Consider the following 22378-nt stretch of genomic DNA (forward strand, 5'->3'; position numbering starts at 1 on the left):
TCATCTCCCCATCAATCATCAGTAAGCCATGACCTTAATAACTTTGCAAATTCCTCAGGCTTTTCTTTCGCCATTTTTTCAAGAGACTTTTTCCGCAATGTGGCTTCGGTTTCATGTTCAGGTCTAATCTCTTCGTCCCTAATTCCTTTTTCCTGGATGACTGCCGGGCTATCCTTTTCTCTACGTTTTCGCATAAAAGCAACGACAAGAACGACGATTACAACGAGGAGAAAAGCACCAATTCCATAGCCCCACCATGGGATTGATATCTGTTCGATTGGAGTTACATTGGCTACTTTACCGTTAAAAACATGTGACGATATCGCGATTTTATTTTCCCAGAAACTATCTGGTATTTCAGTCGGTAGATAGCTTTTATCAATAGACGTACTGATTATGGTCTCCAAAATCGATCTAATATCAGTTTGCACATCGGCAGTTAACGATTCGATATCGTTAACATCCGGGGGCTCTACCATTACTTGAATACCTATATCCCGGATCTTATAAGGGCTTTCCACGATATCTTTTCGAATTCTGTTCACTTCGTTATTGATTGTTTCTTCCATACGGTCGTAATCACCGTTGGATGTATTGCCCTCAACAAATCCCGTACGATTATCAGTAGGATCTTCGCCCTCTAAAGTGCCTCCTGCATTTGCACCATTGCCAGAGAAGGTTTCTGTTATTCTTTGCACACTGATTGCCAAACTATCAAGGTCCTCATCAACCCGATCGACAAGGTTTTCCTGTCTGTTTTCTTGTTTAAAGTCAATATCAGTTGTAACCGAGACGATAACTTTATCTTGACCGACCATCGTACCAAGCATCATTTGCACTTTTCGTTGTAAATCACGCTCAATATCTTTTTTCAATTCCATTTGATTTATAATTGTAGTGCCTGAAGAGTGGGCTGTAGATTTCAGATCAAAGTACTCGGAATATTGGTTCATAATCACAATATCGTCTGTAGATAAATTCGGTAAGCTTTTTGATACTAAGTTATATAGAGCATTAATTTGTGGTTCAGTAAATTGATGGCCGGGTTCAGTATTCAGTAGAATTGCAGCACTGGCATTTTGAACAGATTCGTTCATAAAAACACTTGGCGTCGGTAAAGTAATCATTACTTTCGCGTCTTTGACACCACGTATACCTTTTATCAAGTTGGCCAATTCCGTCTGCATCGTTGCCAGTTTAATCATATTGAATTCATTGTCGGTCGTTCCAAACCCAGCATTTTGGGAGAAAAATGAATAATCGATTGTTCCTGAATTCGGGTACCCTTCCGCTGCTAACGTTACAAGTAAGTCATCCACACGATCTTTAGGCACTAAAATAGACGTACCGCCAGGGGCGATTTGATTAGGAACACCTTGGGCATCTAACTCCTCTTTAATGCGTCCGATTTCCGCTCGGGAAACATCTTTATAAAGCGGAACAAAGTCAGTTTTTGACAAGAAGAATGTCAAGACTGCGGCCAATGCAACAATCACCACTGCCGACCCGATATATGTAGTTTTTTGTTGTTTGGTGCGACTTAACCAGAACTTTTTTAAATCAGCTCCAATTTTAGTCAATCTTTCTTTCATTCTAATCCCCCGGTCTACTTACGTGGTTCAGGTAAACATACTATTTGCCAAATTACACAGGCATCCGAATTATTTCCTGATAAGCTTCCACTACTTTGTTTCGAACTTCCATTGTTGCATTTAATGCAATTGACGCTTTTTGAGCGGTAATCATTACATTATGCAGATCAACATTTTCACCCATAATGAGTTTTTGAGTTAATTGGTCAGATTTACCTTGCAAGGTATTCACTTCTTGAATCGCATCTTTTAAATACGTACCAAAACTTTGTTGTGCCTCGTAAGGTGTTGGCTTCATGCTTTGGTTTATCTTCAGCATTCCTGCCGTGTTATTTAGTCCAGCTATTGATTGAATTGGCATCATTAGTCCCCCCCTTTATCATTTACCTATCTCAAGGGCTTTCATTAGCATTGATTTATTGGCATTCAACACCGTGATATTCGCTTCATAGGATCTTGTTGCAGACATGAGATCAATCATTTCTCTTAAGGGATCCACATTAGGCATTTGAACATAACCGTCTTCATTCGCATCCGGATGTGTCGGATCGAATACAAGTTTAAATGGAGTTTCCATATCTTCCTTAATTTCAGAGACGGTCACTCCGTTGCCCGATGAACTTTTATTATTACCTATTGCTGCATTGAGCATTGATGAGAACTGACCTTCAATTGGTTTGAAGCTTACTGTTTTTCTTCGATATGGCTGCCATTCACCGTTTACCATTTTCCCCCGTGTCGTTTCGACATTTGCCATGTTTGAGGAAATAACGTCCATCCTTAAACGTTGGGCGGTCAGTGCTGAGGCGGAAGTATTCAAACTTTGGAATATTGACATACTTATCGACCTCCCTTGATTACGTTTTGCAATGTATTAAATTTCCCATTTAATCGATCAACAAGTGCATTGTAATAGATCTGGTTTGCTGCGAGATCCGCTTGTTCCTTTTCCATATCAACTCCATTACCATTATGCCTGTAACGAAAATCCAAGCTTTTAATCCCATTTGTTGAAACATTTGATGTGAAGTCAAGATGTAACTCATTAGTTCTATATGCTCTAAGGGAGCTTGAACTGGATTCATGAAGCAGTTCTTTAAAGCTGACACTTTTCGCCTTATAATTCGGCGTATCCACATTCGCAATATTTTGAGCAATCACCTTGCCTTTGGCAGATGAAAAATTCAACCCACGTTCCAAAAGCGAGATGGTAGATCCATAAATATTCATATCGATAATTCACCTCATGTTCAATTAACATAAATTAGTTTTATATGTTTATTTCTATCAAACTTAAATTTATATATATATGTCTTATTGTATCGGATTTTGGAGAACTTTGTCTATCATATTAATATAAATAGCATAGTACAAAACAACCCTTTTAATTCGTTAGTTATAGGTAAAAACTAACTTATAGGACTATTATAAGGCCACCTTTAAATCTGAATTGCGCACATTCTTTTTTCATCCATAATTTTTCACATAAAAAATAACACTTCCGCAATCATCGCGGAAGTGTTATTAAGAGTAATTAGTTCTTTTGGTTTTCAAGTTCTTCAAGGAATTTGCTGTTTAGGACTTTGATATATGTTCCTTTCATTCCAAGGGAACGTGATTCAATTACGCCAGCACTTTCAAGTTTACGCAAAGCGTTTACGATGACTGAGCGCGTAATTCCAACTCTGTCTGCAATTTTCGAAGCAACAAGTAGCCCTTCGTTACCATTTAGCTCGTTGAAAATATGTTCAATCGCTTCGTGCTCACTGTAGGAAAGGGAGTTAATTGCCATTTGAACGACGGCTTTACTACGAGCTTCCACTTCGATTTCTTCTGCTCTTTCACGAAGAATTTCCATTCCGACGACTGTTGCACCATACTCCGCAAGAATTAAATCATCTTCAGTAAACTCTTGTTGAAGACGAGCAAGAATAAGTGTACCAAGGCGTTCTCCACCACCGATAATCGGAACAACTGTAGTTAAACCTTCTTTGAAAAGTTCGCGTTCTTCTTCAGGAAATACAGAATAATCGCTGTAAACGTCAATATTCGATGATGTCTCATTTACTTCGAAAAGTTTTTTTGTATATTCCTCAGGGAATTTACGGTCTTCGAACATTTTTTTCATACGTTCATTTTCAATTTGATGGTGAATTTCAAGACCAAGTAATTTGCCTTTTCTGCTAACGATAAAAGCGTTACATTCAATAACTGAACTTAACTTTTCCGCCATTTCCTTAAAGTTAACAGGTTTTCCTGCTGTTTCTTGTAACATTGCATTAATTTTTCGTGTTTTTGTTAGTAAAGCCATTGCTATTTCCTCCTTAGGTTTCCGTGCATTTATGAATATTCTAAAGCTTTTTAATCGTTAAATAAAGTAAAACGACTCCATTAAAGGATAAAATGTGACAAATCTTTGTTTTTTATGATGTTTTTCAACTTTTCATCGACATATGCCAACGTAATTTTTATAGTAGAAGGGCCAATTTCAGCGGCTTCATAGGATAATTCCTCAAGCAATTTCTCTAAAATCGTATGCAAGCGGCGAGCTCCGATATTTTCCGTATTGTCATTCACATCAAATGCGATTTCTGCAATTCGTTCAATCGCCTCATCTGTAAATTCAATATTGACATTTTCCGTCGCCAATAATCTTTGATATTGTGTAATCAGTGAAAAATCCGGTTCTTTCAATATCCTGAAAAAGTCATCTTTTGTCAGTTTATCAAGCTCCACGCGGATTGGGAAACGGCCTTGAAGCTCAGGGATGATATCCGATGGTTTAGACATATGAAAAGCACCTGCCGCGATAAACAGGATAAAATCCGTTTTAACAGGACCATATTTCGTTGTAACCGTTGACCCCTCCACTATTGGAAGGATATCTCTTTGTACACCTTCCCTTGAAACATCCGCAGAAGACCCACCACCATTACCTCGACTTGCAATCTTATCCATTTCATCAATGAAGATAATGCCGGATTGTTCAACTAACTCAACAGCTTTTCTGGCTATATCATCATGATCAATCAGTTTATCGGCTTCTTCAGCTTGAAGGATTTTCCTTGCATCCTTCACCTTCATTTTACGTTTCGTCATTTTTTTCGGCATTAGAGAGGACAATGCATCTTGCATATTTGCCCCCATTTGTTCCATTCCCGAACCCTGTAATGCATCAAACATTGAAGGCTGTTGAGAAGAGACTTCAACTGTAATCATTTCCTCTTCCAACTCACCCGCAGCAAGCCGCCGTGAAATTTCCGAGCGTTTCCTACTGATTTCGACCTGTTCTTGCGAATCGTTTTCCTCTTCGACAACCTTTTGCCCGAAAAGCATTTCAAATGGATTTTGCATATTCCCTTTTCGTTTCCGTTCCGGAACTAACAACTCGACAAGCCGTTCTTCTGCCAACTTTTCGGCCTGCCCCTTCACAGATTCACGCATTTCTTCACGGACGATCCGTACACCAGCTTCAGTCAGATCTCTTACCATTGACTCAACATCTCGACCAACATATCCGACTTCCGTAAATTTTGTCGCTTCTACTTTGATGAAAGGAGCATTTACCAACTTCGCAATCCTTCTTGCAATCTCAGTCTTCCCTACTCCGGTCGGACCAATCATCAAAATATTTTTCGGAATGATTTCACTTTTCTCTTCATCCGTCAATAGACTTCTTCGATACCGATTGCGCATTGCAACCGCTACAGCTTTTTTAGCTGCGTCCTGCCCGACTATATAACGATCGAGGAATGCAGTCAATTCGCGTGGTGTCATTTCCTTTTTTTGGTTCATTTTAGTACCTCCACAATAATTCGATCATTTGTGTAGACACATATTTCAGCGGCAGTTTCAAGCGCCGCCCTTGCAATCTCCTCTGCATTGAGTGAATCGCCGCTATACTTTTTTAACGCACGCCCTGCCGCCAATGCGTAGTTTCCACCGGAACCGATAGCAAGGATGCCGTCATCAGGTTCAATTACTTCTCCTGTACCCGAAACGAGTAAAAGCCTATCCTTGTCAGCGACCAAGAGAAGCGCCTCCAATTTCCTAAGGATCCGGTCTCCCCGCCATTCTTTCGCAACTTCAACAGCTGCCCTTTCAAGATTGCCATTGAATTCTCCTAATTTCCCTTCAAAAAGTTCAAATAGGGTAAATGCATCGGCAACCGAGCCTGCGAAGCCTGCAAGGATTTTGTCTCCGAAAAGTCTTCTTACCTTCTTCGCGGTATTCTTCATGACAACGGATTCACCCATCGTCACTTGCCCATCACCCGACATCGCACAAACACCATTGTGCCTTATAGCAAATATCGTGGTAGCATGAAATTCCATCTTCTCATCCTCCTACGCTCGCGGATGTGTCTTCATATAAACTTTCCGCAAGTGTTCTTTTGTAATATGCGTATACACTTGTGTCGAAGATAAATGACTATGGCCAAGCAGCTCCTGAACCGTCCGTATATCCGCCCCATTAGAGAGTAAATGTGTTGCAAAAGAATGACGAATCATATGTGGATGAATCTTGCCATGAATCGCTGCGTCCTCCATCATCCTGTTCAATATATGTCGAACACCACTATCAGTAATTGGATCACCACGTAAATTAACAAATAGGGATTGATGGTTTTTCTTTTTCATCAATATAGGACGACTATTTTCTAAATAGGATTCCAATGTTGTCTGGGCAAAACTTCCAAAAGGTACATACCGTTCCTTTCTACCTTTACCCATAACCTTTACGATTCCAAGTGAAGTATCAATATCGCGAAGGCTGATGAACGTCAACTCACTTACCCGTATTCCAGTTGCATAAAGCAATTCAAGGAGAGCAAGATTGCGAAGTGATTTCGGATCTTCACCTTGGCATGATGCGAAAAGTGCTTCCAATTCCTCTTCATAAAAAAAAGCCGGAAGCCGCTGTTCCTTCTTTGGGTGATTCAACAAACGAAATGCATTATCATTTATTCCGAATCGAGCATTTCCGAATTTATAAAACGAGCGTATTGATGAAATCTTCCGGGAGATTGACATCCTAGACAATCCACGATCATAAAGCCTTGTTACATATAATCTTGCCTCGGAATACTCGACTTTATCCAAATCAGCAATTCCTTCCTCAACCAAAAAAGAAAAAAACTCCCGAATATCATTGCTGTATTCTGATACGGTAAGTGATGAATAATTCTTTTCTAACTGAATATAGGAAATGTACTCGTCAAGAACAATAGACATGTCATCTCTTTGCGTCAAGTGCTCACCCCCATAATGAAACACTCTACTAATTATAACAAAATTAGAACATGTTTGAATAGTGGTTATTCTTCATTTTTTTAAAATATTTACCGTACACAACCAATTAATCGAATTGGAGGACTAATCGAGAAATTGCAAAGTCGTCCACGATTCACTATACAACCCTTTCGCCACTTCGGCAACAGAATCGTCTTAGGAAGTCTGACATCTCTTGATCATATCATTTTTTCGACACACTTTGTTCAAATTTAGTATATGTAAGAGGGAAAAAGCTGCGCAATGTGAATTATTTCCACATTCAGCAGCCCTTTGACATTAATTATCACTCGATGTGATTCGCTTGATTTTATTCTTGCGCATCCTCTTTGTAATCACATTCTGTACATTGAATTTGAATACCTTTTTTAAGTCGTTTTTCGACTAAGGTGTTTTGACACTTAGGACATGGCCTTGCGATTGGTTTATCCCAAGAGACATATTCACACTCCGGATAACGGTCGCAACCATAGAATATCCTCTTCGTCTTACTCTTTCGCTCAACAACTTGCCCTTCTTTACATGATGGACAAGCGACCCCTATCGGCTTGATGATCGCTTTTGTATTTCTACAATCCGGGAAGTTTGAACATGCCATGAACTTACCATACCGTCCCATTTTGTAGACCATAGGTGAACCACATTTTTCACAGTCTTCACCCGCAGGTTCGTCTTTGATTTCAATTTTTTCCATTTCATCTTCAGCCACTTTAAGATGCTTTTCAAATTCCTTGTAAAACTCATCTATGACCTGCTTCCACTGCACTTCGCCCTCTTCAACATTGTCGAGATTCTTTTCCATTTCTGCAGTGAACTCAACGTTTATGATATCCGGGAAGTATTGATTCATAGCTTGATGAACGATTTCACCCAACTCAGTAGGCACAAAACGTTTAGCGTCCAACGTGACATAGCCACGTTTTTGTATGGTATCAAGCGTCGGAGCAAAAGTCGATGGTCTTCCTATTCCAAGCTCTTCAAGAGTCTTAACAAGTCTAGCTTCAGAATACCTTGGAGGCGGCTGCGTGAAATGCTGTTTCGGATCGATGTCCTTCCCTTTTACGAACTCACCCTTCTCGAGAGGTGGTAAAATGCGATCCTTTTCCTCTTGCTGATCGTCGTCCCCTTCGATATATACTTTCATGAACCCAGGGAATTTCACTTCAGATCCAGTAGCTCTGAATTTCACTTCACCATTCATCAAATCAGCAGTAACTGTATCTAAAACTGCTGGGGCCATCTGACTAGCAACAAAGCGCTCCCAAATCAATTTATATAATCTGTGCTGATCACGTGATAAAAATGCTTTCATCGCCTCAGGTGGCCTCATAACCGATGTCGGTCTAACTGCCTCATGCGCATCTTGGGTATTAGCTGATTCTTTAGCCTTCGCCTTTGTTGTCGAGATGTATTCTTTCCCGTACATTGTTTCGATAAAAGACGCAGCTTCACTTTTAGCCCCTTCAGAAATGCGTGTAGAATCTGTTCTCATATATGTGATCAGACCCACTATGCCTTCTTTACCTGTATTGATACCTTCGTACAACTGCTGGGCGAGCATCATCGTCTTCCTAGCTCTGAAATTCAACTTGCGCGCCGCTTCCTGCTGAAGGGAGGATGTTGTAAACGGAGGCGCCGGATTCCTTTTTCTTTCCTTCTTAACAAGGTTTACGACTTCAAAATCAAGGCCAGACATCTTTGAAAGGATTTCTTCAACCTGTTCCTTATTTTCGAGCTTCAATTTTTTTGAAGCATCACCATAAAAGGAAGCTTCGAATTTTTTTCCGTTTTTATCAAACTCTCCAACAATGCTCCAATATTCTTCCGGAACGAAAGCCTTTATCTCATTCTCCCGATCGATTATCAAACGCAATGCCACAGATTGGACTCTTCCTGCCGACAATCCTTTTTTAACTTTCTTCCAAAGAATCGGGCTAATATTATAGCCTACAAGTCTGTCCAGAATTCTTCTAGCTTGTTGGGCGTCAACACGATTCATATCTATCGGTCTTGGGTTTTTAAATGACTCTTTAATAGCATCCTTCGTAATTTCATTGAAAACTACACGACAATCCGAATCGATATCAATCCCTAATTGATGGGCCAAATGCCAAGCAATCGCTTCCCCCTCTCTGTCGGGGTCAGCCGCAAGGAATATTTTCTTCGATTTTTTTGCATCTTTTTTCAATTCTTGGAGGATAGGACCTTTTCCTCGTATTGTAATATATTTCGGTTCATAATTATTCTCGGTGTCCACGCCCATCTGGCTTCGTGGCAAATCCCTTAAATGACCGATTGATGCACGTACTTTATACTTTTTTCCTAAATAACGCTCAATTGTCTTCGCCTTTGCTGGAGACTCGACAATTACTAAGTAATCTGCCATTTGCTTGTTCCTCCTCATAGAGGTTTCCTATTTATATTCACCAAAACTAATTGTTGATTATCTTTGCCCATTCTCATAACTGGTGAATTCGGACTCAAAAGAATATCTGATGCAAAATGTATAACAGATTTGATATAAAATCAACCTTTTCAACACAATGATTGGAATTTACATGTAGTTGGCTAACTCATTTCAAACACTTGAAAGCCGTTCCAGATGGGTTTTGCGCCTTGTACAATCAATTTATTCGGCCCTAATGATAAAGACGATGTAATTGGCCCAGGAACGGCGTAAATCCCCTTCCCGTGTTCAAGTGCATGATCCACAGTGCTCATCGTTCCGCTTTTTTCATTAGATTCTGTTATGATCACGGATTCCGATAAACCACTGATGATCCGATTGCGCATCGGAAATGTCCATTTGGCGGGTTTCATATAGGGTGGATATTCGGTTAATAATAAATGATTTTCAGCTATTTCCCTTGCAAGTTGCTTATTCGCCTGAGGATATAAATGAAATAATCCATGACCTAAGACTGCGATTGTTTTTCCACCATATTGAATTGCGGCTTTATGAGCCATTGTGTCAGCGCCTTTAGCAAGTCCGGATACGATGACTGCCCCATTTTCCACAAGTGGAGGTACGATGAATGAAAGGGCTTTAAGTGAGTAATCTGTTGCCAAACGCGAGCCAATGATAGCAACCTTCAATTGTGCCTCTAAAATGTTCGTCACTCCCTTTAAATAGAGCACTGCCGGAGGGTCGACTAACAATTTTAATGACTGTGGATATTTTTTATTTGTAATTGGTATCGGTATGATTTTTTCTTGATGATAAAGTAGATGAAAGGGGGTTTTCTCATGGAGTTTAAGCTGTTCTTTCAAACGGACCGCTTTGATTTCGGGGATTTGTAGCAGTCTCGCAAGGTCAGTTGCATGATAATTAAAAAGATTGGTGAGTTCTGGATCACAACTCAGGATAGTGTGAAATTTATTATAAGGCACAGGATAAACATAATGCAATGCAAGTAGTCTTTTGTCGACTTCAGTAATTTCCATACAGTTCCTCCTTAAATTTGTATATGCAAAAGAACAGCATGCAGTTTCAACCGCATGCCGTACTTTGAATTAATGAGTTTTACACTGTTCGTATAAACCTTTTTCTTTTAGAACCTTGATCAATGTCTCTCCGATTACGGAAGGTGTGTCTGCTACTTCAATACCTGCCGCATTCATTGCTTTGATCTTTTCGGCTGCAGTACCTTTACCACCGGAAATGATTGCGCCTGCGTGGCCCATACGCTTTCCTGGAGGTGCAGTTTGTCCACCGATGAAGCCTACGACAGGTTTAGTCATGTTTGCCTTAACCCACTCTGCAGCCTCTTCCTCAGCAGTACCACCGATTTCACCAATCATGACTACCGCGTATGTTTCAGGGTCCTCATTGAACTCCTTAAGAACATCGATGAAGTTTGTCCCGTTTACAGGGTCTCCACCAATGCCGACAGCAGTCGTTTGACCAATACCAGCTTGGCTTAATTGGTGTGTTGCTTCATAAGTTAAAGTCCCTGAACGGGAAACGACACCAACATGTCCTTTTGTATGGATGTAGCCAGGCATAATTCCAATCTTACATTCATCAGCAGTGATGACGCCCGGGCAGTTTGGTCCAACAAGGCGAGTTTTCTTACCTTCCATATAGCGTTTCACTTTGATCATATCGATAACAGGAATATGTTCAGTAATACAGATTGTCATATCTAATTCTGCGTCAACAGCTTCAAGAATCGCATCCGCTGCAAAAGGAGCCGGAACATAGATGACGGATACGTTTGCACCTGTTGCTTTAACTGCTTCTTCAACAGTGTTGAAAACAGGAACACCTTCAACTTCCGTTCCACCTTTTCCTGGAGTGACTCCTCCGACGATTTTCGTGCCATACTCAAGCATTTGCTTCGTATGGAAAAGAGCTGTAGAACCTGTGATACCTTGTACAATCACTTTTGTATCTTTATTAATATAAATTGCCATCGTTTGTCCCTGCCTTTCTTAGCCTACGAGTTCAACAATCTTTTGTGCACCGTCTGCCATCGTGTCAGCAGCGATGATGTTCAATCCGGATTCGTTCAATAAAGCTTTACCTTTGTCAACATTCGTACCTTCTAAACGTACGACTAATGGTACTTGAAGTCCGACTTCCTTCGCAGCTGCGATAACGCCTTCTGCGATGACATCACATTTCATGATACCACCGAAAATGTTAACGAAGATACCTTTAACAGCTTCGTCGGAAAGGATGATTTTGAATGCTTCAGTAACTTTTTCAGCAGTTGCACCGCCCCCAACGTCAAGGAAGTTTGCAGGTGTACCGCCGTAGTAATTGATTGTATCCATCGTAGCCATAGCAAGGCCAGCACCGTTAACCATGCAGCCGATATTCCCGTCTAGGGAGATATAGCTAAGGTCGTATTTAGATGCTTCGATTTCCTTCGGGTCTTCTTCATCGAAATCGCGCAATTCGACAATGTCTTTATGACGATATAACGCATTTTCATCAAAGTTGAATTTTGCATCCAATGCCAAAACATCATCATCACCTGTAACAACAAGTGGATTAATTTCTACTATTGAAGCGTCTTTTTCAACAAATACTTGATAAAGTCCAAGCATGAATTTCGCTGCTTTATTAACAAGTTTTGTAGGGATGTTCATGTTGAATGCCATACGTCTTGCTTGGAAGCCTGTCAAACCGACAATAGGATCGATAATTTCTTTAAATATTTTTTCAGGTGTTTGTTCAGCAACTTCCTCGATATCCATTCCGCCTTCTTCAGATCCCATCAATGTAACGCGATCTGTAGCGCGGTCAACTACGAGGCCAATATAGTATTCTTTTTTAATATCTGACCCTTCTTCGATAAGAAGTCTTTTAACTTCTTTACCCTCAGGTCCTGTTTGATGGGTTACAAGAGTTTTACCAAGAAGCTCCTTTGCATACGCGCGCACTTCGTCAAGATTTTTAGCGATTTTAACGCCGCCTGCTTTACCACGCCCGCCTGCATGAATTTGCGCTTTGACTACGATAACATCAGTGCCGAGCTCTTTCGCCGCTTTTACAGCTTCATCGGGCGAAAATGCTACCCGACCGTTTGAAACAGCAACGCCATAATCTCTAAGCAGCTGCTTACCTTGATATTCATGGATATTCATCTTACATCCTCCATTCGAACTTGTAGCTCATAATTTACTGCCGTATCTATTGTAGTCAAGATGTAAAATAATGTCCACAGTTGTATTTCACAATTTAACATTTTTTTGACAGAGTTCGTCATTTTCCGATAGTTTTCTTCGTATTATGCTCTCTATCAATCTGATAAATGTATGCAAACACTTCAGCAACAGCCTGATATAACTGTTCAGGAATCGTTTCATTGACATCCAATTGCCCTAATAATTCAACCAAAGTCTCGTCTTCTTGTATTGGAATTCCATGTTCCTTTGCTTTACCAATTATATTTTCAGCTACAAGACCATTACCCTTGGCAACGATTTTTGGTGCCTCTACGACATCTGGATCATATGACAGTGCAATTGCTCCTTTTCTAATATGCTTCTTACCCGTCATACCCGAAAGTCAACTCCTTGGAAATTCGACTTCAACTGATTCGATATATTTCTTTTTGCTTCTTTTTCAAGTTTTTTAAAAGAGATACCCGATAATTTATAGTCAGCTGATTCAAGTCCACTCTTCAATCTTTCTTGGAAGATGTCGCCAATAAGCTTTAACTTTTCGTCATCATTAAAAACAGTGACTGATACAACCCTGTTTTGAACTTGCATATCAATAACAGTTTCCTTAATGGAACTTAGATCCAGGTAAAATAAGATTCTTGCATATTCCGGATCAATTTTTCCGTCCTCTCTCATTCTTCCATTCCATTGCATTGTCGCATCAATCCGTTTACCTAACAATTCGAGAGGGAGCTGCATGACTATCTGTTGATTCATACCTGATTCAACAGATTGAAGAAGTGAACCATTCAAACGGGCCACTGCCAATTCACTTGCTTCCCTTAATGCTGGAGAAATTGCTGATTCATTTAACAATGCGATCAACTGCGGTTTTAACATGTCTTTTATCTTGTTAATATCCGGTTCATTCTGTATTAATACAGCTTCGTAATTAAAACCTAACGTATTGAATAGTTTTTGCATAACATCCTTCATTACATTTCCATCTATCGTTTGTTCAACTATAGAATTGGAAATTCGTCCAAGTTGATCTAATGTCCCTAAAATTTTATCTTTATGATGCGCGGATAGGCTAAAGTCATCCACCAATGCCGTTTTAAACGAGTCTAAAACACGATGCATCCCTTCTTTAGTTTCTATTCCAACGAATGTTTTAAAGTTCAGATCCGTTAGCGGCAATTTCAATTCGACAAGGCGTTGAACAGAGCTCAGTGCTTCCTCCTGAATGGTAGGTGGCACCGATTTCATAAGATGTGCTGCACTTATAAGATTTTCCCGGGAAACAGGAATTTTATGCTTAATGAAATGGTTTATAAGGCTTTGCATTTCCTCTGATTTTGGGAGTTGCATGGTTTCAATCAATTTCATCATTTGGTTTTCCTTTGTTTCCGTTGCAGTTATAGGACCAGTAATGATCTTTAATTGTACGTCCGGCTCAATCGACTTCACTTTGAAGAAATACGCATCCCCCGTTTGCATCGCTACTTCGAGTCTCGCCATCAATTTCTGTTCGCCAATTTGAACTTCAGCCATCTGCCCTTTGAAAATTTGGTTTATCCGCCCTTGAAACACTTGTCCTTCGCGTAGTGATAGGCCAATTGAGTTCGGGGTAAGAAAATTGTTCATCAATCCGTGAATCGATGGATGACTCACCTCTCCATCACACCTTCCAACATCGATTTTACAGGCTCGAAAGTTTTCCTGTGGTGCTTACATGGTCCATGAATGCGAAGAGCTTCAACATGCTCAGCTGTGCCGTATCCTGCATTCTTTTTGAATTGATACATTGGGTAACAAGCATCGAGCTCATCCATCAAGTCATCCCTTGTCGTCTTAGCTAATATAGAAGCAGCGGCTATCGCAAGACTTTGTGCATCTCCTTTAATAATAGATTCAGCACGGCAATTAACTTTAAGTGCCATCGCATCCGCTAAAACAATAGAGGGATATACAGATAGATTATTTACTGCTGTCTCCATCGATTCCCTCGTTGCAGCATAAATATTCACGGCATCTATCCGTTCTGCAGATTGTATATGTACGGAATAACTGACCGCAACCTGTTTAATCAGGCCAGCCAAACGATTCCTCTCCTGCCTACTTGTCTTTTTTGAATCATCGAGGCCTAAAAGACAGTCTACATTGTCCGGCAAAATAACAGCTGCACAAACGACCGGGCCCGCTAATGGCCCTCTCCCAGCCTCATCGACACCCGCAACCAATTCCTCACCGGATATTTTATAGCTCCCATCAAAGGCTATTTTATCTAAAAGCATTTTTTTCAACTGTTGTTTCTTCTCAAAGTTTCGATACCAACGTTCCAGTTCCCTTTTCACCCCGACACGTTGATCGGATTCAAGCTCTTTCATCCACCGTTCAGGTAGTTCGGTGGATTTCAACCGTTCTGATATTTCTTTTATCGTTTTCATTATTTTCACCTTCTATATGTATGTCGCATTATCTTTCTTATCGGTTAAAATAAGAGTGGGTTTATTGCTCCTAAAAGAAAAAGGCCGATCATTACGGAATTACTCCGTAATGTTTTCGGCCGGTCTCTCTATGTCGTCTGTAAAATCGAAAGTCAACTTGCCCAACAGTTCGCTGCGTATGTCTTGGATTATCAATTCAGCTACTTTGTCATAATCAATCTCCCCGCCCTGTGTATAGGCTTTGCGGGACTCACCTATTGTATTGAACACTTCTTGGATGTCTTCGCCAACAGTTTTGATGCCATATCGCTTTTCAAGTCGATCCGGATAATGCGCTTCTAAAAAACGGAGGCCGTAAACAGCAAGGTTTTCCATATTGACAACAGTATCCTTAATGGCTCCGGTCAAGGCAAGTTTATAGCCAACTGCCTGATCTTCAAATTTCGGCCAGAGGATTCCCGGGGTATCTAATAATTCAAGCTCTTTTTCAAATTTGATCCATTGCTGTGCTTTTGTTACACCCGGCTTATTTCCCGTTTTAGCAATGTTTTTCTTCGCCAAGCGATTTATCAATGTCGATTTACCAACATTCGGGATCCCGACAATCATTGCCCGGATGGCTCCAGGTCGAATACCTCTTTTTTTCAAACGTTCGATCTTCGGCGCAAGTATTTCCTTTGCCGCCTTTATCACTGTTTGCAACCCTTTTCCCTCAAATGAATTGATGGCAACAGCCCGGATTCCTTCGGCTTCAAAGAATTTAATCCAACGATCAGTTTCTTTTTCATCCGCAAGATCCATCTTATTCAATATCAATAATCTTGGTTTTTGCTGAATGACCTCGTCAATCATCGGATTCCTTGATGAAAGGGGTAATCTGGCGTCTATCAGTTCAAATACAATATCGACAAGTTTTAGTTGTTCAGTAACTTCACGTCTTGCTTTGGCCATATGGCCGGGAAACCATTGAATCGTCAATGGGCTCATCCCCTTTCTTTATTCCACCATTCCGAAATCGGCAATTGGCCAAAACACAAATTTCGTACTTCCGATGATTTCATCAATCGGAACTGCACCGATATGTCTCGAATCTTTACTCTTTCGCCGATTGTCTCCCATGACGAAAACATGGCCATCCGGTACGGTCGGACTATCAATTTTTTCTTCAAGAGTAAAATCCTCAGTCAATGGGCCGTCTGTAACTTCAGTCTTGTATTGATCAAGATAAGGTTCTTCATATGGAACATCATTGATATATAAAATATCATCCCGATATTCAACCTTATCTCCAGGTAGACCGATAACCCGTTTAATATAATCTTTTTTTTCAGGGGCGTGGAAGACAACGATATCGAAACGGTCTGGTTTTCCAAGTGTATAACCGATTTTGTTTACAATCATTTTATCTCCATGCTCAAGTGTCGGCATCATTGAAATACCGTCAACTACAATTGGTGTAAATAAAAACACCCGAATGATCGCTGCTAATCCGAACGCGATTAAAAGGGCTTTAATCCATTCCCATGTTTCATTTTTCTTCTTCACTTCATTCATACCAATGCCTCCCGCCAAGCTACTATCCCTATTGTACATTCTATTTATATTTAGGGCAAAAAGAAAGGAGGCCATTTTTCTGGCCTCCTTTTGCTTCATGAAACGATGGAGACATGATCCCCGCCGTTTTACTATTATCGGATTTCTTTGATACGTGCAGCTTTTCCGCGAAGGTTGCGAAGGTAGTACAATTTCGCACGGCGTACTTTACCACGACGAGTTACTTCAAGTTTAGCGATTTTTGGTGTGTGTACAGGGAATGTACGTTCAACACCAACACCGTTGGAGATTTTACGGACTGTGAAAGTTTCACTGATTCCGCCTCCACGACGCTTGATAACGACACCTTCGAAAAGTTGGATACGCTCGCGCGTGCCCTCAACGATTTTCACGTGCAAGCGGACAGTGTCCCCAGGACGGAAATCAGGAAGATCAGTACGAAGTTGGTCTTTTGTTACTTCTGCAATAATGTTTTGCATGATTTTCTCTCCTTATTCACAGATGCTCTTGCACTTCTTGCGTTTGCAGCGGAACACCAGTTAGTATGTACTCCTCATAGAAGTACATAGTAGATAATAACATATTAGGATTGCATGTGCAAGCTTAATATTAAGTAGGAAAACGGTTGAATTCCGCTACAATCAACGGAAAAGTCCTTGTCTAACTGAAATGCGCATAAATCGAATTAGAAACGCATAAAGCGTCCCAGATACGCATAAATTACGACAGATACGCATATAGCGTCCCAGATACGCATAAAGTCCGGCAGATGCGCATAAAGCGTCCCAGATACGCATAAATCTCGGCTTATGCGTGATTTAACTGATTTATGCGTTTCTCGTAGCTTTTATGAGTCTCTCGTAGCGTTTATGCGTCTCTCGCGGCCTTTATGCGTCTTTCATAGTCTTTATGCGTATTTGCATTCGCTTTAATTAATTTTCTTCTTCAGTAAGGAGTTTTAAGTACTTTTGTTGATGTTCAGTCAATGGTGCGTCTGCCAAGAGATCTTTTCTACGTTCGAACGTTCTTTTGAGGGATTGTTCTTGCCGCCATTTTTCGATTTCTGCATGATTTCCTGATAGGAGGACATCCGGGACTTTCATTCCTCTGAAATCTGCTGGTCTAGTGTATTGTGGATGCTCAAGGAGACCTGTAGAGAATGAGTCATGGACAGGGGAGTCAGTATTGCCTAAGACATTTGGCAATAACCGGACTACGCTGTCGATGATTGCCATTGAGGCGATTTCTCCGCCGGTTAGGACAAAGTCCCCGATTGATATTTCGTCCGTGACAAGATGTTCTCGTATGCGCTCATCGTAGCCTTCGTAATGTCCGCATAGGAAAACGAGATGTTCTTCCTTTGAGAGTTCCTCGGCTTTTTGCTGATTGAACTTAGCTCCTTGAGGGCACATGAGGATGACTCGCGGCTTTTTCGTTGCGTCGAGTGCCAATGATTCGACTGCCGCGAATAGGGGTTCAGGCTTTAATACCATTCCAGCTCCACCACCGTAAGGGTAATCGTCAACTTTATGGTGTTTATTGCCTGAGAAGTCCCTGAAATCGGTTACTTTGAAAGAAACTGCTTCGTTCTCTTGTGCTTTCTTCATGATGGACGAATGGAGTACACCTTCGAACATTTCCGGAAACAAAGAGAGGACATCTATTTTCATCATGAAAGGAGACCTTCCATTGGTTCGATAACGATTCGTTTTTGCTCGATGTCCACTTCCAAAACAACATCGTCGATATAAGGGATATAATGTGGCTTTCCTGTTTTAGGTGTGACTGTCCATACATCATTTGCACCTGTTTCGATGATCTCCGTCACTTCACCTAACTCCTCGCCTGCATCAGTATAAACTGTGCAGCCGACGATCTCATGGTAGTAGAATTCCCCTTCCTCAAGATCGCCAAGCTGTTTTTCTGAGACTTTCAGTATGCCGTCCCTGTATTTTTCTACGTCGTTGATATTGATATGCCCTTCAAAGGAAAGTAAATCAAAGTTTTTATGGCGGCGATGACTTTCAACAATCAGCTTGATTGGCTTTTTTTCATTTGGCATGAATAAAGAAAGTTCATTTCCGATAGCATATCTTTCTTCCGGGAAGTCGGTGCGTGAGATGACTCGGACTTCACCGTGTATTCCGTGTGTGTTGACGATTTTTCCAACATTGAACCATTGCATGCATTACACCTTCCTTTTTTTTCATTCCGAACATGGTAATCTTTTACGTTTCATAAATAGACAAAAAAGGAGGGAACATTGAGCTCCCTCCTTTTTCACAGGTTTCGGAAAAGTTCCGGGTGGCCTGTTGTTTAGTCTGATCTTTTGCTTTCGCTTTCAATCAGTCAATGATATCAAGGTAAACTTTCTTACCGTGGTGACTGCCTGCTGCTGAATAAACAATAGTTCGTATCGCTTTCGCAACACGCCCCTGCTTTCCGATCACTTTTCCCATATCTTCGGGATTGACGGAAAGTTTGTAAGTGACTCGATGATGTTGTTCATCTTTGTCGACATGCACATCTCCGGGATGATCGACTAAAGGTTTGACAATCGTTTCAATCAGCTGCTTCATGTCCACCCTCCTGATTATTTACCGTATTTAGCGTTATGGAATTTCTCCAGGATGCCTTGGTCTGAGAACAGGTTACGAACTGTATCAGATGGTTTCGCACCGTTTTGAAGCCATTTAAGCGCCAATTCTTCGTTGATTTTTACTTCCGCAGGTTTTGTTAGCGGGTTGTAAGTACCAACTGTTTCGATTTGACGACCATCACGTGGTGAACGTGAATCTGCTACTACAATACGATAGAAAGGAGTTTTCTTAGCTCCCATACGTTTAAGACGAATTTTTACTGACATTTTTTCTTGCACCTCCGAATAGTTTCACACAAGATAGTATATTATCAAGGTTTTTCATGTTTGTAAAGTGTTTTTTCTTAACACCTTAAATTTATGCAGGAAATCAACTTTTTCACCTAAAAAACGAGTCGAATCCTGGCATTTTCATTTTCTTTTTGCCTTTTTGCTGCATGTTGGTCATCTGTTTGACCATTTTCTTCATCTCTTCAAATTGCTTCAGAAGGCGGTTCACTTCCTGGATGGAAGTTCCTGATCCTTTTGCAATTCTTTTCTTTCTGTTCGCATTGATGATTTCCGGAGTTGTTCTCTCCGCAATTGTCATGGAACGAATGACTGCCTCTACGCGTCCCATCTGACTTTCATCGACCTGGGCGTTTTCAAGACCTTTGATTTTATTGAATCCGGGCATCATTTTAAGAATCTCGTCAAGAGGACCCATTTTTTTCACTTGTTGAAGCTGATCCAAAAAGTCATCGAGTGTGAAGGTTTGTGTACGGAACTTTTGTTCAAGTTCTTTCGCCTTCTCCTCATCAACATTTTCTTGTGCTTTTTCAATAAGTGACATGACGTCACCCATTCCTAAGATCCGGGATGCCATACGCTCCGGATGGAAAGGCTCAAGCGCGTCCATTTTTTCTCCCATTCCGACGAATTTAATCGGTTTCTGGGTAACGGAACGGATTGACAATGCAGCACCGCCGCGCGTATCGCCGTCCAATTTTGTTAGAACAACGCCAGTAATGCCTAATAATTCATCAAAAGACTTAGCAACATTGACTGCGTCTTGCCCCGTCATTGCATCAACGACAAGAAAAACTTCGTCAGGTTTGCTTAAAGTCTGGATATCCTTCAGTTCCTGCATCAGTTTCTCATCGACATGTAGACGACCCGCCGTATCGATGATGACGACATCATGATGTTCCTTCCCGGCTTCCTCAAGCGCTTGGCGCACGATTTCAACCGGTGATACATCAGTCCCTAAGGAAAATACAGGTAGAGTCAGCTGTTTGCCGATTGTTTCGAGTTGTTGGATTGCGGCTGGACGGTAAATGTCCGCAGCAACAAGCAACGGTTTTTTATTATGGCGTTTCCGAAGAACTGTCGCAAGTTTTCCGGTAGTAGTCGTTTTACCCGCCCCTTGTAAACCGACCATCATAATGACAGTTGGTGATTTCCTCGCGAATTGGATAGGATTTTGTTCTCCTCCCATTAAATTCGTCAATTCATCTTTTACAATCTTTACGACTTGTTGGCCGGGCGTCAAGCTTTTCATGACGTCTTGACCGACTGCACGCTCACTTACTGTCTTCACGAATTCTTTAACGACTTTCAAATTGACGTCGGCCTCAATTAGCGCAAATCGGACTTCACGCATCATTTCCTTGACGTCAGCCTCACTGATTTTACCTTTGCCCTTTATCTTCTGAAGCGTCCCTTGCAGGCGCTGGGCCAAACCTTCAAATGCCATGCATAGAGCCCCCTACTCATGTTCTCTTTACTCATGTTCTTTTAATGCAGTCAACAGGTCCCGCAATTTTTCGGATGAACTACAGTCAGATACAAGCTGTTCAAGCTCATCGACAAGCTCCATCCTCTTTTGGAATTTCGAGAAAAGATTCAATTTATCTTCATAGTCTTCCAACATAGCTTCCGTTCTTCGGACATTGTCATAGACCGCCTGTCTTGACACTCCATATTCCTCAGCAATTTCACCAAGTGAGAGATCGTCAAGATAGTATAACTGCATATAAATGCGTTGCTTATCGGTCAACAACGTCTGATAGAAATCATAGAGGAAGTTAACGCGCGTCGTTTTTTCAAGCATCCCGCATCGCCCCCTCTGCCAATCTTATTATTCCTAACAAGAACTGTCAAGTGAATTTACTTGTCTATAATGCTGAGGAAGGCGTTTAACTGCGACAGGCGCTGGAGGGCTGGAGATAAAGACGCTTTTTGTCTTTATTCTCCTGACCGAAGCGACCCAAGCAGTTGCCTTCCGAAGCTGGAATGCTTGATTACTCCCATGCTTCCTCTTCCAGTCCTTCCGCGAAGAGCCCATACACATACTTTTCCGGATCAAATGGTTGCAGATCATCCATTCCTTCACCAAGGCCAACGAATTTAACAGGGATATTCAACTTATTCCGGATAGCTAAAACGATTCCACCCTTGGCTGTACCGTCCAACTTTGTTAGAACGATACCAGTTACGTTAGTTGCTTCTTTAAAAGTCTGAGCTTGAATCAAAGCATTTTGCCCAGTTGTTGCATCAAGTGCAAGAAGGACTTCATGCGGCGCACCTTCAATTTCTTTACCAATTACTCGGTGAACTTTTTCCAATTCATTCATCAGGTTTACTTTATTTTGCAAACGGCCTGCTGTGTCACAAATCAGAACATCTACCTTACGATTTTTCGCTGCGCGAATTGCATCGTACATGACAGCTGCTGGGTCAGACCCTTCCGATTGACGGATTACTTCCACACCGACCCGTTCGCCCCAAACTACAAGTTGGTCAATTGCACCGGCACGGAATGTGTCCCCCGCCGCAAGCATGACTGTTTTCCCTTCTTCTTTTAGACGGGCTGCAAGTTTACCGATTGTCGTCGTTTTACCGACACCATTTACTCCGACCATTAAGATAACTGTCAAATCATCTTGCATATTCAGATTCGCATCAAGTTCCTCACCGGCTTTGTAGATTTCCACCAATTTTTCGGAAATGACCGATTGAATGCCGTCTGTATTCTTAATGTTTTTCCTTTTAACTTCCCATCTTAGCTGATCAACAAGTTCCATCACTGTTTCCACACCGACATCTGCTTGCAGTAAAAGTTCTTCTAACTCTTCAAAAAAGTCCTCATCCACTTCACGGAAGCGAGCTACGAGATCATTGACTTTAGATGTGAATGAATCACGCGTCTTCGTAAGCCCATCTTTGAATTTCTCAGTTACAGTTTCGTTTGTTCCAGTAATTTTCTCTTTCAGTTTCTTGAAAAATGACAATCCA

25 protein-coding genes are annotated in these 22378 nt (G+C 41.1%); all 25 read right to left on the reverse strand.

Features of this window, described 5'->3' with window-relative positions; genetic code table 11:
* Window positions 1-11: 11 nt before the first annotated feature.
* Window positions 12-1592: a flagellar basal-body MS-ring/collar protein FliF gene (gene fliF / locus P5G49_RS08205; protein ID WP_301243009.1), complete on the reverse strand. Its 1581-nt coding sequence runs from the start codon at window positions 1590-1592 to the stop codon at window positions 12-14.
* A 52-nt stretch (window positions 1593-1644) separates the two neighbouring features.
* The gene (gene fliE, locus P5G49_RS08210; RefSeq protein ID WP_301243122.1) at window positions 1645-1953 is read right to left on the reverse strand and encodes a flagellar hook-basal body complex protein FliE; all 309 of its coding nucleotides are present in this window, start codon (window positions 1951-1953) and stop codon (window positions 1645-1647) included.
* A gap of 18 nt (window positions 1954-1971) precedes the next feature.
* Window positions 1972-2430 carry a flagellar basal body rod protein FlgC gene (flgC, locus tag P5G49_RS08215; protein ID WP_301243010.1) on the reverse strand — a complete coding sequence of 153 codons (459 nt, stop codon included), beginning with the start codon at window positions 2428-2430 and terminating at the stop codon, window positions 1972-1974.
* A 2-nt stretch (window positions 2431-2432) separates the two neighbouring features.
* Window positions 2433-2822 (reverse strand): flagellar basal body rod protein FlgB, encoded by a 390-nt coding sequence (flgB, locus tag P5G49_RS08220; RefSeq protein WP_301243011.1) that lies wholly within the window; start codon window positions 2820-2822, stop codon window positions 2433-2435.
* 304 nt (window positions 2823-3126) lie between these two features.
* Window positions 3127-3903: a GTP-sensing pleiotropic transcriptional regulator CodY gene (codY, locus tag P5G49_RS08225; RefSeq protein ID WP_301243012.1), complete on the reverse strand. Its 777-nt coding sequence runs from the start codon at window positions 3901-3903 to the stop codon at window positions 3127-3129.
* Window positions 3904-3983: 80 nt separating this feature from the next.
* Window positions 3984-5387, reverse strand: a complete 1404-nt coding sequence (hslU, locus tag P5G49_RS08230) for an ATP-dependent protease ATPase subunit HslU (protein ID WP_301243013.1) — start codon at window positions 5385-5387, stop codon at window positions 3984-3986.
* Window positions 5384-5926 carry an ATP-dependent protease subunit HslV gene (gene hslV, locus P5G49_RS08235; protein WP_301243014.1) on the reverse strand — a complete coding sequence of 181 codons (543 nt, stop codon included), beginning with the start codon at window positions 5924-5926 and terminating at the stop codon, window positions 5384-5386. Before hslV ends, hslU begins: the two co-directional genes overlap by 4 nt.
* 12 nt (window positions 5927-5938) lie before the next feature.
* Window positions 5939-6826, reverse strand: a complete 888-nt coding sequence (gene xerC, locus P5G49_RS08240) for a tyrosine recombinase XerC (RefSeq protein ID WP_301243123.1) — start codon at window positions 6824-6826, stop codon at window positions 5939-5941.
* Window positions 6827-7193: 367 nt separating this feature from the next.
* Complete coding sequence (gene topA / locus P5G49_RS08245; protein WP_301243015.1) at window positions 7194-9269, reverse strand: type I DNA topoisomerase; 2076 nt, start codon at window positions 9267-9269, stop codon at window positions 7194-7196.
* A gap of 182 nt (window positions 9270-9451) precedes the next feature.
* Window positions 9452-10327 (reverse strand): DNA-processing protein DprA, encoded by an 876-nt coding sequence (gene dprA, locus P5G49_RS08250; protein WP_301243016.1) that lies wholly within the window; start codon window positions 10325-10327, stop codon window positions 9452-9454.
* 69 nt (window positions 10328-10396) lie between these two features.
* Window positions 10397-11299 carry a succinate--CoA ligase subunit alpha gene (gene sucD / locus P5G49_RS08255; RefSeq protein ID WP_301243017.1) on the reverse strand — a complete coding sequence of 301 codons (903 nt, stop codon included), beginning with the start codon at window positions 11297-11299 and terminating at the stop codon, window positions 10397-10399.
* An 18-nt stretch (window positions 11300-11317) separates the two neighbouring features.
* Complete coding sequence (gene sucC / locus P5G49_RS08260) at window positions 11318-12478, reverse strand: ADP-forming succinate--CoA ligase subunit beta (protein ID WP_301243018.1); 1161 nt, start codon at window positions 12476-12478, stop codon at window positions 11318-11320.
* A gap of 118 nt (window positions 12479-12596) precedes the next feature.
* Window positions 12597-12893 carry an EscU/YscU/HrcU family type III secretion system export apparatus switch protein gene (locus tag P5G49_RS08265; protein WP_301243019.1) on the reverse strand — a complete coding sequence of 99 codons (297 nt, stop codon included), beginning with the start codon at window positions 12891-12893 and terminating at the stop codon, window positions 12597-12599.
* Window positions 12890-14173 (reverse strand): hypothetical protein, encoded by a 1284-nt coding sequence (locus P5G49_RS08270; protein WP_301243020.1) that lies wholly within the window; start codon window positions 14171-14173, stop codon window positions 12890-12892. The genes P5G49_RS08265 and P5G49_RS08270 overlap by 4 nt, the downstream gene beginning before the upstream one ends.
* Window positions 14170-14949: a ribonuclease HII gene (locus tag P5G49_RS08275; RefSeq protein ID WP_301243021.1), complete on the reverse strand. Its 780-nt coding sequence runs from the start codon at window positions 14947-14949 to the stop codon at window positions 14170-14172. Before P5G49_RS08275 ends, P5G49_RS08270 begins: the two co-directional genes overlap by 4 nt.
* Window positions 14950-15048: 99 nt before the next feature.
* Window positions 15049-15927 (reverse strand): ribosome biogenesis GTPase YlqF, encoded by an 879-nt coding sequence (gene ylqF / locus P5G49_RS08280; RefSeq protein ID WP_301243022.1) that lies wholly within the window; start codon window positions 15925-15927, stop codon window positions 15049-15051.
* 18 nt (window positions 15928-15945) lie between these two features.
* Window positions 15946-16503: a signal peptidase I gene (gene lepB / locus P5G49_RS08285; protein WP_301243023.1), complete on the reverse strand. Its 558-nt coding sequence runs from the start codon at window positions 16501-16503 to the stop codon at window positions 15946-15948.
* Between the two features lie 134 nt (window positions 16504-16637).
* The gene (gene rplS, locus P5G49_RS08290) at window positions 16638-16982 is read right to left on the reverse strand and encodes a 50S ribosomal protein L19 (RefSeq protein WP_301243024.1); all 345 of its coding nucleotides are present in this window, start codon (window positions 16980-16982) and stop codon (window positions 16638-16640) included.
* Window positions 16983-17435: 453 nt separating this feature from the next.
* Window positions 17436-18173: a tRNA (guanosine(37)-N1)-methyltransferase TrmD gene (gene trmD / locus P5G49_RS08295; protein WP_301243124.1), complete on the reverse strand. Its 738-nt coding sequence runs from the start codon at window positions 18171-18173 to the stop codon at window positions 17436-17438.
* Window positions 18173-18688 carry a ribosome maturation factor RimM gene (rimM, locus tag P5G49_RS08300; protein ID WP_301243025.1) on the reverse strand — a complete coding sequence of 172 codons (516 nt, stop codon included), beginning with the start codon at window positions 18686-18688 and terminating at the stop codon, window positions 18173-18175. The genes trmD and rimM overlap by 1 nt, the downstream gene beginning before the upstream one ends.
* A 160-nt stretch (window positions 18689-18848) precedes the next feature.
* The gene (locus P5G49_RS08305) at window positions 18849-19082 is read right to left on the reverse strand and encodes a KH domain-containing protein (RefSeq protein ID WP_301243026.1); all 234 of its coding nucleotides are present in this window, start codon (window positions 19080-19082) and stop codon (window positions 18849-18851) included.
* 14 nt (window positions 19083-19096) lie between these two features.
* Window positions 19097-19369, reverse strand: a complete 273-nt coding sequence (rpsP, locus tag P5G49_RS08310) for a 30S ribosomal protein S16 (protein WP_301243027.1) — start codon at window positions 19367-19369, stop codon at window positions 19097-19099.
* Between the two features lie 112 nt (window positions 19370-19481).
* Window positions 19482-20837 (reverse strand): signal recognition particle protein, encoded by a 1356-nt coding sequence (gene ffh, locus P5G49_RS08315; RefSeq protein ID WP_301243028.1) that lies wholly within the window; start codon window positions 20835-20837, stop codon window positions 19482-19484.
* Between the two features lie 27 nt (window positions 20838-20864).
* The gene (locus tag P5G49_RS08320; protein ID WP_301243029.1) at window positions 20865-21194 is read right to left on the reverse strand and encodes a putative DNA-binding protein; all 330 of its coding nucleotides are present in this window, start codon (window positions 21192-21194) and stop codon (window positions 20865-20867) included.
* A 190-nt stretch (window positions 21195-21384) separates the two neighbouring features.
* On the reverse strand, window positions 21385-22374 hold the full coding sequence (ftsY, locus tag P5G49_RS08325; protein WP_301243030.1) for a signal recognition particle-docking protein FtsY: 990 nt from the start codon (window positions 22372-22374) through the stop codon (window positions 21385-21387).
* Window positions 22375-22378 lie beyond the last annotated feature (4 nt).

This window comes from Sporosarcina highlanderae (genome assembly GCF_030433715.1).
GTDB classification, from domain to species: domain Bacteria; phylum Bacillota; class Bacilli; order Bacillales_A; family Planococcaceae; genus Sporosarcina; species Sporosarcina highlanderae.